We start from the raw sequence: 12,325 nt of genomic DNA, 5'->3' as shown, positions 1-12,325 counted from the left end.
GAGAGAAGATGGCACCATCGAAAATTCCGCAGAAGCCGGAGGACGAACTGCTTCAGAACTACAAGCCTCTAGGGCTCAAGGCCGTGGTCGCGGCGCACGAAATTAAAGTGAAATCCGACCCGGTCGTCCCGCCGGCGGAGCCGGTCTATGGACGGCTCCCGGAAGGATTTCACATGCCGATCGAGCTGGATTGACACTCGATCGGCGGACAAACCAAAGGTCGATGTCCGGGGCTCGTTCTCGCCGACTAATACCGACGATGGCTTACATAGCGGACGGCTCTTCGGACGCGCGAGCAGTGAGATCGCTCTTTAACTCATAAACGCAATCGGAGCAGCTGTTGACGGGGCGAACTCAACAGCGGTCTCCGGCCAGAGTGGTTACGCCGGAGACGCCATTGCCGTCGGTCAGCCGAAGCTCAATACAGGGGATCCAAACTTCGACAGATCCGGGACGATGCCCAGACCGGGTCCGGTCGGAACCTTGATCTTGCCGTTCTCGATACGAGGGCCGTTCTCTTCGTCGTAGTGACCGTCGATATAGGGTTCACCGATCCAGGCACCCTCGAAGAGCCGCGGCGATACGGTCGCGCCGACATGGACACACGCAGCGGCGATGATGTCGCCGCCCCAGTTGTCGTCAGTCGTATGAGGCAGACCACGGGCGTTGCAGATATCACGGATCGTTTGTATCGCTGAGATACCGCCGACGCGGGTCAGCTTCATACCGAAGCCGTCGGCCACACCAGCGCCGATCGCCCTGACGACGGCGTTCACGTCCTCGGTGACTTCGTCGAGATACACCGGATGGCACAGGCGGCCGTGAATATTAATCATCTCATCCATCGTGCGGCACGGCTGCTCGAGAACCATCGGTACGTCGCGGCACCTCTGGGAGATGAGAAGGGTATCGCGCCCGTTAAGCCCTCGATTGGCGTCGGCGGCGATACGCATGCCGGGTTGCAGCGCTTCCTTCACCCGATGAAGCGCTTCGATGTCCTCTTCGATGTCACGTCCACCGATCTTCAGTTGGATTCTGGTAAAGCCTTCCCGCTGCTTTTCCCTCGCCACTCTTGCCTGTTCTTCGGGAGTGTCCACCGAGATTGCGTAGTAGGTGGAGACGGTCGGTCCATGAGCACCCCCGAGAAGGTCGCAAACGCGTCGGCCGTAGCTCTTGCCCGCAATATCCCACGCGGCTATGTCGACTGCCGCCTTGGCGTATCTGCTGCCGTCTAGCGTCGCCTCCATCTTGTAATGAAGGAGCCCGATATTCCTGGGATCGAGACCGATCAAAGCGGGTGCGATTTCCTCCAGCGCGGCGCGTGCACCGAGTGTGTGCTGAGGTTGGTAAACCGAGCCCAAGGCGCAGAATTCGCCGTATCCCTTGAGGCCATTGTCGGCGGTAAGCTCGACAATGGTGCTTTTCAGCAGCTTCATCTCGCTCGTCGCCATCTTGTAGCGTCCCACGACGGGCAACGGGACTTCGTAGACGTTGATACCCACCAGCTTCACTTGGTTCTCCTCCAATCTTGAGCTTTAACTTAAGCGGACGCGGCAAACTCAGCGACGCGTTGATGGACTTCAAAGGGAATGCTGACACGCTCATGGCGTGAGGTGCCCGTGACACCGGGTATGAAAACACCAAGGTTGGCCAGCCGATCGGCCTGTTTTTTTGCACGCGCGATCCGTGCTGTCTGATCCGCTCCAGGCATGATCGCAATCACTGTCAGCCCTACTCCAGGGGAAGCACTTCCCGAGCGAAAGTCCGGCGTATCCAGGGACCAGTTGCCTCCGGAAATCCCGGCCGACATCATCTCGACCAACAGTGCGACATTCGCCCCCTTTCGGCCACCGAACGCCAGCAATGCGCCGTTCATCGCAAGCTTGGGGTCTTCCGTGTCGTTACCGTCGCTGTCGACGGCCCAACCCGTCGGAATGCTCCGTCCCTCTTCTGCGGCGGCCACGATGTTGACGAAGGCTGTGGCGCTGGAAGCCTGGTCGATGATAACAGGAAGCGCGCCCTCGCCCATCGGAAAGCCAAATGCCATGGGATTGGTGCTATAGACCGCCGGGCCACCCGGTTTGGAGACCACCATGGCGTTGGCGTTTGTCGCGGCGAGCCCGACGATCCCCTTCTCCGCCAATCGGCGAACGAAGTAGCCCAGCTCCCCCGCCGAATAGCTGTTCGTCTGAGTAAAGATAGCAATGCCGAAATGTCGTACGGTTTCCACCAGCTGATCGAACGCGCGGTCGAAACCGAGCTGAGCAATCCCTCGATCCGCGTCCGAAACAAAATAAGCGGTGTAGGGGCGGTTCAGCGTCGGCTCGGGATTGGTACTGATGCGTCCTTCGCGAAAGCTGTTGAGGTAGTCCACCAGATGCGGAAACCCGAGCGTAGGCGGACCGAATAGTGCCGCAGATATCGTCGCGGCTACGAGAGAACGCGCAGTCGCCTCCGACGCACCAGCGCCTCGGCACGCCCGTGTCGCCAAATCCTCCGCCTCCCGAACCTCGAGTGTTACCTCACCTGCCATTTTCTAAATCTCCAACCCCGTTTTTCTGCCTTCGTAGAATGCGTATGGAGCCTGACGCGGAGCCGCGCAGTCCCCGATCTGATAGGTGCGGACCCCGAGCCCGGACAGACCTTCCATGATCCAGTCCGCCGGAGCGTTGGTGGTCGCCGTGACCAGACAGTCGGCCTCGACGAAGCTGTGCTCGCCCGCATTGTGATCGATGAGCGTCGCTCCGTTGCCGTGCCATTCGGCAATGCTGCTTTCGGTGATCCAGCGGACTCCAAGCTTGCGAAGAGCCTGACGCATCGGAACGTCGGCCGCGGTTCGCTGCAGCTCCTTTCCGACCAGAGGGTCCGGAGTGACAATCGTCACCTGATGCCCCTCCTCCGCCAGCTTCCAGGCGGTGCCGCACGCTCTCCAACCACCCGCTTCGTCGAGCAGCAGAACGCGGTTTCCGGTGCGAACCTGACGTGCCATCACCGCCTCGACGGTGAAGACGCCGCCGTTTTCCACGCCCGGCAGGATCTCGACGGAAGGCAGTGCCTTCTGGAAGACGGTCTCCGGGGAATACGATCCGGTCGCAACGACGAGGACGTCGAAGGCCGAGGCATCCACGTCCTCCGCCTCCAGATATGTGTTGTAGCGGACTTCGACCCCGAGCTTGGCGAACTGGCGTTCGTACCACTCGATGAGGTCGAGGATTTGCGCCCGGCGCGGCTGCATTCCCGCAAGGAGGAAGTTACCACCCAAGCGGCTCGACGCTTCAGCGAGCACAACGCTATGTCCGCGTTCGGCGGAACTTCTCGCCGCCTCAAGACCAGCGGGTCCGCCACCGATGACCAAAACACGTTTAGGGTCGTCGCTCTTTGTGAACCTGTCGCCTCCCCACTCGAATTCCCTGCCCGCGGACGGATTGATGAGACAGCTGATCCAGTAGTCGCGCGATCGGCGCCCCCAGCACATCTGGTTGCAGGAGATGCAGCCGCGGATGTCCTCCGGTCGGTCTTCGCCTGCCTTGGTGGCGAGATGCGGGTCCGCGATCTGGCCACGGACGATTGACACCAGATCAGCCGCGCCCTCCCCAAGAACTGTCTCTCCGTTCTCCGGCGTCCTGATGTGGCTTTCGGCGATCACCACGGCGTTCCGGACCACGTTCTTGAGCGTGGCCGCCAAGTCCGCCCCGAGCTTTTCGGGATAGATGAATGTCGGCATGAGCTTGTAGAAATCGAGGTACCCGCCCGAGCCGCAGGTCACGTAATCCATAAGGCTTTCGTCGTCATGGAGCTTGATGATCTCGGCGAGTTCCGGCTTTTGCAAAGCGACCGAGTGATCGGGCTCGTCGCTTATCGCCAGCCCGATGATGAAGTCCGGTCCACAGACGTCTCGTATCCGTTTCAGTATCTCGCGAGACATCCGGGTCCGGTTTTCAAGCGAGCCGCCCCACTGGTCTTCGCGGCGGTTCGTCCATGGGGTCCAGAATTGGTCAACCAAGCCGAGATAGGCAGCCCAAACCTCGACGCCGTCGAACCCGGCTTCCCGACATCGTCTTGCCGCTTCGACGAAACCATCGATGGTTTCCCAGATTTCCGCCTCGGTCATCGGATGCGAGCCGTCGCTGTCGTGATAGCTCGGCATTCCCGATGGCGACCAATGGGGATGGAAGGAGTTGTCGGAATCCCCATGCGCGCCGACGTGATACAGTTGCTGGATCGCGACAGCGCCGTTCTCCTTGATGGCGTCCACGACCTTTCTGAAGTGAGGAATGACGGAGTCGTCCGAGTGCCGGAAGTTCCCCCGGGTGAGGACAGCGGCCCCGTGCACAGGCATCGGCTCTACGACGACCATTGCTGCCCCACCCATCGCGCGTTCGCGATAGTAGGCGATGTGGCGTTCCGTCGGGACGCCCTCGACCGCCATATTGGTCGTATGAGCCCCGAAAACGATACGGTTCCTCAGAATGCGGGATCGCAGCGTAAGCGGAGTGAACAGCCGGGGGAACTTCTTGGACATTTCCTTAACTCGCGCCTGTAACTGTTCGGAGAGGAATCGAAGGCTCACGCATGCGGGGTCACGCGTCGCCGGATGCTGTGAACCGCCTTCCAGACCAGCAGCATCACGGCCGGCACGAGGACTAGAAGCGCGGGCTTCGCCAGATGAACATCGATGCCGAGAGCCGCAAAGCTCTCAATGCACACCTTTGCCAAACCGATCGCGTAGTAGGTGATTGCGATCACGGAGAAGCCTTCCACCGCCTGCTGAATCTGCACCTGAGCGCGGGTTCTCTCCTCGACCGAGGTCAGAAGGGACGCATTCTGATCTTCCAGTTGGACCTGCACGGTGGTCCTGAGCAGATCGCCTGCGAGGCTCACCCTTTCCTCAAGTTCCCCCAGCCTTCGGTCCGCCGCGTTGAACGAGCGGATCGCTGGCTGGAAACGGCGGTCGATGAAGGTGCCAAGTCGCTGCCGCTGCTCCACCCGGTCCTCACGGAGTTCACCGATCCGGCTAACCACAAGTTCGGAATATGCCCTCGTTGCCCCGAAACGATGTCTGGCCCGGGCGGAGAAGTTCAGGACCTCGGAGGATAGCCGCGTTACATCGGCAAGGAGAGACTTGTCCACCTTGGGCGAGCTGCGCATATGATCGGTAATCAGCTCGAGCCTGCCGTTGAACGTCGCGATCTTTTCGATGGTCTCTCTGGCGATCGGTGTCGCAAGAAGTGCCATCATTCGATAGGTCTCAATCTCCAGCAGACGTCGTACCATTCGGCCGACGCGATACGCGTTGAGATTTCGGTTCAAGAGGTAGAGTTCTACGAACCCGCTATCGTTCAGCCGGAAGGTGGAGTGGACCTCGGCATCTCCGCCTCCCACCTTCGAGGCCACGAAGTCTTCGCCCGGCTTTCCAACGAGTTTCTGATCGCCGCTTCGAACGATCACCCGCGCGGCGGATACAATCAGGCCGCCCGCCTCGGCGCACAGCGCTATCAGCCGGCTTGGCGGAGTTGGAGCAGCACGGGCATCCATTACAAGCGTGAAGGTAGCAAACTCCGTATGGAGCTCCCATTTGAGGCGACCGTCTCCGAAGCGAGTGATCCCGTGTCGCCCGTTTTGGGTTTCCGAAAGGCCTGCTTCCGCAAGCAAGGAGGAAGGGACACGGGGCCGTCCATCCTCGAAAACGACCGCGCAGTGCCACACGTCCGCCTCCCCATCGAAATAGAGGGAAGGTCGGGCGTGAAGTTCTCCGTGCAACTCCCGTCGCATCGGATGCTCGCATCCGATGGCGGGAAGCTTGGTCGGGGTCATCTTGTGCTCCACCTCGGCTCAGTGGAGGCTGACGGCGGCCGAGGCGAGCCTTTTGAGGTCGACCGTTCCAAGCGGCACGCCCGCCGGATCGATTACGACCAGGTCCTTATGATCTTCCCGGGCGATGATCTTGATGGCATCTTCGATCGAGCTGCCGGCAAGGACCGTCGCCCCGTTGACAGGCTGGCCTGCGCTCACGGGCTGCATGACTGCGTCTACGTGGATGACGCGCCCGCGATTCACCTCCCGCACGAAGTTCGCGATGTAATCGTCCGCCGGGCGCAGGACGATGTCCTGGCTTGTTCCCTGCTGGATGACTTCGCCGTCGCGGAGAATGGCGATCTTGTCGCCCAGTCTTAAAGCTTCGTCCAAATCATGCGTAATGAACACGATGGTTTTCTTGATCTCCTTCTGGATATCAAGCAGGACGGTCTGCATATCCGTCCGGATCAGCGGGTCGAGGGCCGAATATGCTTCGTCCATCAGGAGGACGGGCGCGTCGTTGGCCAGAGCACGCGCGAGGCCGACGCGCTGCTGCATGCCGCCCGAAAGCTGGTTCGGATACTTCTCCTCGAAGCCTTTCAGTCCCACTCGCTCGATCCACCGCATTGCAACGTCGATGCTGTGGCTCCTGGAGACACCCTGCACGTCGAGGCCGAACAGCGTATTGTCGAGGACGCATCTGTGCGGCAGAAGGGCGAACTTCTGAAACACCATCGCGGTCTGATGACGTCGAAACTCACGAAGCTCGCTCTCGTTCATCTTGACGACATCGACGCCATTGACGAGGACCTCGCCGGCCGTCGGATCGATCAGCCTGTTGATGTGACGGATCAGCGTGGATTTGCCTGATCCGGACAGGCCCATGATCACCTGGATATTGCCCGACGGCATATCCAGATTGATGTCCTTGAGGCCCAGAACATGGCCGAACCGCTCATTCAGTTCGGTTTTTGTGCGGCCCTTTTTAACAGCCTCAACATGTACCTGAGCTTCCGGCCCGAAGATTTTGTAAAGGTTACGGATTTTTATTCCGTCGAAATTGTTGTCAGCCATGGACAATCTCCCTGTGCTTCTGGAGTCGCTCGCCATAGGCCTGGCTGACGCGGTCGAAGATGATTGCGATCCCTACGATTGCGAGACCGTTGAAAATGCCCAGCGTGAAATACTGATTGGCGATAGCCTTGAGCACGGGCTGACCCAATCCCTGGACCCCGATCATCGACGCGATGACCACCATCGCAAGTGCCATCATGATCGTCTGGTTGATGCCAGCCATGATCGTCGGGAGCGCCAGCGGCAGCTGAATGTTCTTGAGTTTCTGCCACCGCGAGGATCCGAACGCATCGGCGGCCTCCAGCACATCCCTATCGACAAGGCGGATACCGAGATCGGTAAGACGGATCATCGGAGGCAGTGCATAAATGACGACGGCGATCAGGCCAGGAACACGCCCGATACCCAAAAGCATCACCACCGGAATAAGGTAGACGAAGCTCGGCATCGTCTGCATGACGTCGAGCACAGGGCTGACAATCTTCTGCAGGCGGTCCGAACGAGACATTGCGATACCGATAGGTAGTCCCACGACGATCGAGATGACGGTGCAAACGAAGATCATCGAGATGGTGCGCATGGCATCCATCCACATGTCGAAGTACCCGATGAGGAGCAGCGTGACCATCGTCCCGACGACGACCTTCAGGCTCCTGCTGGCAAACCAGGCAATCGCCACGATTGCGATAAGGATGATCGGCCACTGTGTCTGGGTCATCAGGCGTTCTGCCCAGATGAGAAACTTGGCAAGTGGCGTGAACAATCCTTCGATGAAATCTCCGTAGTTGCGCGTGAATGTGCGGAACGCGTTGTCAATCGAGAGCTTCAACTGCCTCAATGACTCATCGTTCATATGCGGAAACTCGTTAAACCAGTCCATTTGGTTCCCCTTATTGCCGAATGCGGTTGTTGTTTTTTGTTGTTTGGTGACGCTCCATGCCGGAGCGGTCTGAACTATGCCGAAGCAGTCCGATGCGGAGCCTTGCCGTCCGCATGCCCCATCGCGATTGACTTGTGAAAGGCTGCGTCGAGGCCGCGGCCCACTGCGTCGTCGAGGCCTGCCGCGCGCATCGCATCCATTGCCGCCGCCGTCGTGCCGCGGTAAGCCATGAAGGTTTCGACGAGGTCGTTGGGACAATCAGCCCGGAGCTCTGCCAGACGACCCGCACCTACGATAAGCGCGTTCACGCTTCGGCGCGCGACGTCGCGATTTATTCCCCGGGCGATTGCGTGATTCATCATCGCGGCGGCAAGTAGAGCCGGAAACGCCGGGCCGGACCCGGTGAGCCCGGTGAAATAGTCAATATCCGCTTCGGTCGCCAGTCGGTCGGACGTTCCACAGGACTCGAAGATCGCCTGCGCGATGCGACAGTCCTCCTCGCCGACCGCCTCAGAGGCGACCCACGGAGTATAGGACCTCCTCACCTCCGCGGCACCGTTCGGTAGCGAACGCACTATGCGGTCTGTTTGGAGATGGCGGGCGAGGTATTCCAGGGTGACGCCGGCCATGACCGAAATCACGAATTTGCCTTGGGCGTTGACGCGGATCGCCGGGAAATCTTCCGGTCGGACAGACACGATGACAACGTCTGATCGCTCGGCGAGGAGTTGGTTGTCTTTCGTCCAGGTTGCGGACGGAAGGACATCAGGGATGGTGCTCCGATAAGAAAGAGTGAGGGCTTCGGCGTCGGCGATCCCGGCTTCCACGATGGATTGGGAGAAAGCCTTACCCAGCCAGCCTCTCGCCCCTATGATCCCGATCCTCGCCAGACTGCCCATCAGTCCATCTCCTATTTTGGCACGTAGCCGTGCCGCGCGAAAAAGCGGTCCAGCTCGCGCTGCTCGGGCTTTGTCCCCGTGTAGATTTCCACGTAGGTCGGAATGCGTTTCATCCGCAGGGCGACATCTTCTTTCGCCTGCATGGTGATGTAGCCAATCTGGACGAGATAAATCGTACGCGCGCGGACGTCCGCCGAGACCGCGTCGTAGCCGAACTTCACGAACATCTCGGTGATCGCGCTGATGCGTGCCTGGTCCGCATTCTGCACTTCGGCCAAAATCTCATCCGACTGAAGCGCCCAGCTGCGGACCGCGAACTCGAACTGCGAATCGAAGAGCGACTTGTCGAGCCAGCAGTCGAAAACGTTCAACATCGCCTCGACCACCGTCTCCGCATAAGCGCCCGACTGCTTGATGAGGTTGTCCGTATTCTTCTCCCGCCACTTGCCCAGCAGCGCATTGAGCAACTCGTCTCTGTCTTTGAAGAACCAGTAGAAGCTGGTCCGTGAAAGGTTCAGCCGTTTTGCAAGTGGGAGGATTTTGACCGAGTCGACGCCCGATTCCAGCAGTGATTCATAGGCTGCTTCGAGCCAACCCTCCTGCGATCCCCGCCATCCGCTGTCGTTCAAAACCTGTTCCATGGTCATCTCCTAACAAATCGTCAAAGTGAAAACAAGAGAAATGTACATAGCTGTCAAAAAAACAGACTTAACCGCAATCTTGATTGACACAGATGTACATTCTCAATACCGTCTCGTCATGATCTCTAAACCGGAGCCTTCCCGATGTCGAACGATCCTCTGCTTCAGCCCTACAAACTCAAACACCTTACGCTGAGGAATCGGATCATCGTTACGTCTCACGAACCGGCTTACCCTGAGGACGGCATGCCGAAGGAGCGCTACCGCGCATACACCGTCGAGCGTGCCAAAGGTGGCGTCGCGCTTACCATGACGGCCGGCTCTGCAGCGGTCTCCAAGGACAGTCCCCCGGTCTTCAACAATCTCCTGGTTTATAAGGACGAGATCGTTCCATGGATTCGTCAAATGACCGACGCCGTGCACGAGGAAGGCGCGGCCATCATGATCCAGCTGACCCACCTCGGACGACGAACCCGTTGGGACAAGGGTGACTGGCTGCCGGTCGTCGCACCCTCCCATCATCGCGAAGCATCCCACCGCGCATTTCCCAAGAAGATTGAAGACTGGGACATCGAGCGTATCATCAAGGACTTCGCGGATGCCGCCGAGCGCATGAAGGCGGGCGGCATGGACGGCGTCGAACTCGAAGCGTATGGACACCTGATCGACCAGTTCAATTCGCCGCTTACCAACGAGCTCGATGGCCCCTATGGCGGCTCGCTCGAAAACCGCATGCGCTTCTGTCTTGATGTCTTCAAGGCCATACGAGAGAGGGTCGGCGACGACTTCATTCTTGGCGTGCGCTATACGGCCGACGAGCGGCTTCCTGGCGGCACCGACAAGGAGGTTGGCGTCGAGATTTCGAAGCGTCTCAGAGACAGCGGTCTCATCGATTACCTGAACGTCATTCGCGGCCACATCGATACCGACCCTGGCTTGACCGACGTCATCCCGATCCAGGGTATGGCCAACTCTCCGCACCTGGACTTCGCCGGGGAAATCCGCGCGGCCACCAACTTCCCGACATTCCATGCAGCCAAGATTCCGGACGTCGCCACGGCACGCCATGCTATCGCGGCCGGCAAAGTCGACATGGTGGGCATGACGCGTGCTCACATGACCGACCCGCACATCATCCGCAAGATTATGGAAAAGCGCGAAGACGACATCCGTCCATGCGTGGGTGCCAATTACTGTCTCGACCGCATTTACCAAGGTGGTGCCGCCTACTGTATCCATAATGCCGCGACCGGGCGTGAGCTGACGATGCCGCACCGGATTTCAAAGGCGGACGTTCGCAAGAAGGTCGTGATCGTGGGCGCAGGTCCGGCAGGCCTCGAAGCAGCACGAGTGGCGGGCGAACGCGGGCACGATGTCACCGTCTTCGAGGCAGCAAGCAATCCTGGCGGGCAGGTCCGTCTGACGGCTCAGAGCGAACGCCGTCGCGAGATGATCAGCATCATCGACTGGCGGATGGCGCAGTGCGAGAAACTCGGTGTAAAGTTCGAGTTCAATACCTGGGCCGAGGCCGAGACGATCGAAGCAGAAAACGCCGACGTCGTCATCATCGCTACCGGCGGGCTGCCCCACACGGACGTTCTGTCCAGGGGCAACGAGCTCGTCGTCTCGTCCTGGGACATCATTTCGGGCGACGTGAAGCCTGGTACCAACGTCCTCGTCTTCGACGATGCCGGCGACCATGCCGGCCTCCAGGCGGCCGAGTTCATCGCCAAGTCCGGCGCAAAGGTTGAAATCATGACCCCGGATCGGTCGTTCGCGCCGGAGGTCATGGCGATGAACCTGGTCCCCTACATGCGCTCGCTGCAGAAGCTCGATACGACGTTTACGGTTACCTACAGGCTCGAGTCAGTCGAAAAGCGCGGCAATCAGCTCGTCGCAACGGTCGGCAGCGACTACGGCGGCGTTTCGAAGGAACAGGTGTTCGACCAGATCGTCGTCAACCACGGAACCATCCCGCTGGACGAAATCTACTTCGAGCTCAAACCCAGGTCCTCGAACCTGGGCGCAGTTTCCTACGACCAGCTTCTGGAGGGGCATCCGCAGGCGGTGAACCGAAACAACGAAGGCAAATTCCAGCTCTATCGTATCGGCGACGCGGTATCCGCCAGGAACACTCACGCAGCCATCTACGACGCGCTGCGTCTCGTCAAAGACATCTAGTCGGGGTCAAAACCCCTCTTCGCCTTCTGGGCCTTGCTGCCTGACACACCCCATCACTGGGGTCGGCGACAAGCCAAACAAGGAAACTGCCATGAAGATCCTGGTGCCTGTTAAGCGAGTGGTTGATTACAACGTGAAGATCCGTGTGAAGGCGGATGGCACGGGTGTCGAGCTTGCGAATGTGAAGATGTCGATGAACCCGTTCGACGAGATTTCCGTCGAAGAAGCGCTGCGTCTGAAGGAAGCGGGCAAGGCCGACGAGGTGGTGGTCGTGTCGATCGGGCCTGCCAAGGCGGAAGAGACGCTCCGGACCGCGCTTGCCATGGGGGCCGACCGGGCGATCCTGGTCGAGACGGACGACATCGTGGAACCGCTCGCCGTCGCCAAGATCCTGAAGGGTATCGCAGACGCCGAACAGCCCGGACTGATCATCGTCGGCAAGCAGGCGATCGACGACGACAGCAACCAGACCGGCCAGATGCTGGCGGCGCTGCTCGGTTCGGCGCAGGCGACCTTCGCCTCGAAGATCGAGATCGGGGACGGTTCGGCAAAGGTGACCCGCGAAGTCGACGGCGGGCTGCAGACGATCGAGATCAAGCTTCCGGCGGTGGTGACCACCGACCTGCGCTTGAACGAGCCGCGCTATGCCTCGCTGCCGAACATCATGAAGGCGAAGAAGAAGCCGCTCGACAAGAAGGGCCCGGCCGATTTCGGTGTTTCCACCGCACCGCGCCTGAAGGTCCTGAAGACCGAAGAACCGGGTGGCCGCAAGGCGGGCGTCAAGGTGAAGTCGGTCGAGGAGCTGGTCGCCAGCTTGAAGACCGCCGGCGTGCTCTAAGCGTAGGACAAGGATT

The 12,325-nt window shown here is 59.8% G+C and carries 11 protein-coding genes; 3 read left to right on the top strand and 8 right to left on the bottom strand.

From position 1 onward, the window contains the following. Positions 1–8 precede the first annotated feature (8 nt). Complete coding sequence (locus tag C5L13_RS28775; RefSeq protein WP_158693474.1) at positions 9–194, top strand: hypothetical protein; 186 nt, start codon at positions 9–11, stop codon at positions 192–194. A 213-nt stretch (positions 195–407) separates the two neighbouring features. Here the strand turns inward: C5L13_RS28775 and C5L13_RS18140 are convergent, their stop codons facing one another. The 8 genes from C5L13_RS18140 to C5L13_RS18105 all read right to left on the bottom strand — a co-directional run bounded on the left by C5L13_RS18140 (position 408) and on the right by C5L13_RS18105 (position 9,290). Next, the gene (locus C5L13_RS18140) at positions 408–1,511 is read right to left on the bottom strand and encodes a mandelate racemase/muconate lactonizing enzyme family protein (RefSeq protein WP_105384676.1); all 1,104 of its coding nucleotides are present in this window, start codon (positions 1,509–1,511) and stop codon (positions 408–410) included. Positions 1,512–1,540: 29 nt separating this feature from the next. After that, a complete protein-coding gene (locus tag C5L13_RS18135) occupies positions 1,541–2,533 on the bottom strand; it encodes an Ldh family oxidoreductase (protein ID WP_105384675.1) in 993 nt (330 codons plus the stop codon). 3 nt (positions 2,534–2,536) lie between these two features. Further along, positions 2,537–4,522, bottom strand: coding sequence for an oxidoreductase (locus C5L13_RS18130; protein WP_105384674.1), 1,986 nt, complete (start codon positions 4,520–4,522; stop codon positions 2,537–2,539). Positions 4,523–4,566: 44 nt separating this feature from the next. Then, positions 4,567–5,814: a DUF3422 domain-containing protein gene (locus tag C5L13_RS18125; protein WP_105384673.1), complete on the bottom strand. Its 1,248-nt coding sequence runs from the start codon at positions 5,812–5,814 to the stop codon at positions 4,567–4,569. An 18-nt stretch (positions 5,815–5,832) separates the two neighbouring features. Continuing rightward, a complete protein-coding gene (locus C5L13_RS18120) occupies positions 5,833–6,870 on the bottom strand; it encodes a quaternary amine ABC transporter ATP-binding protein (protein WP_105384672.1) in 1,038 nt (345 codons plus the stop codon). Beyond that, on the bottom strand, positions 6,863–7,750 hold the full coding sequence (locus C5L13_RS18115) for an ABC transporter permease (protein ID WP_105384671.1): 888 nt from the start codon (positions 7,748–7,750) through the stop codon (positions 6,863–6,865). Before C5L13_RS18115 ends, C5L13_RS18120 begins: the two co-directional genes overlap by 8 nt. A gap of 74 nt (positions 7,751–7,824) precedes the next feature. Beyond that, positions 7,825–8,649: a pyrroline-5-carboxylate reductase family protein gene (locus C5L13_RS18110; RefSeq protein ID WP_105384670.1), complete on the bottom strand. Its 825-nt coding sequence runs from the start codon at positions 8,647–8,649 to the stop codon at positions 7,825–7,827. An 11-nt stretch (positions 8,650–8,660) separates the two neighbouring features. After that, entirely contained in the window at positions 8,661–9,290 is a 630-nt protein-coding gene (locus tag C5L13_RS18105) for a TetR/AcrR family transcriptional regulator (protein WP_105384669.1), read from the bottom strand. A 144-nt stretch (positions 9,291–9,434) separates the two neighbouring features. Between C5L13_RS18105 and C5L13_RS18100 the strand changes: the two genes are divergently transcribed. Together C5L13_RS18100 and C5L13_RS18095 are read left to right on the top strand one after the other, a co-directional pair. Continuing rightward, positions 9,435–11,471 carry an NADH:flavin oxidoreductase gene (locus tag C5L13_RS18100; RefSeq protein ID WP_105384668.1) on the top strand — a complete coding sequence of 679 codons (2,037 nt, stop codon included), beginning with the start codon at positions 9,435–9,437 and terminating at the stop codon, positions 11,469–11,471. Between the two features lie 91 nt (positions 11,472–11,562). Next, positions 11,563–12,309, top strand: coding sequence for an electron transfer flavoprotein subunit beta/FixA family protein (locus tag C5L13_RS18095; RefSeq protein ID WP_105384667.1), 747 nt, complete (start codon positions 11,563–11,565; stop codon positions 12,307–12,309). Positions 12,310–12,325: the final 16 nt, after the last annotated feature.

Source organism: Neorhizobium alkalisoli, from assembly GCF_002968635.1.
Taxonomy (GTDB): domain Bacteria; phylum Pseudomonadota; class Alphaproteobacteria; order Rhizobiales; family Rhizobiaceae; genus Neorhizobium; species Neorhizobium alkalisoli.
This window is presented reverse-complemented; position numbering and strand designations above follow the sequence as displayed.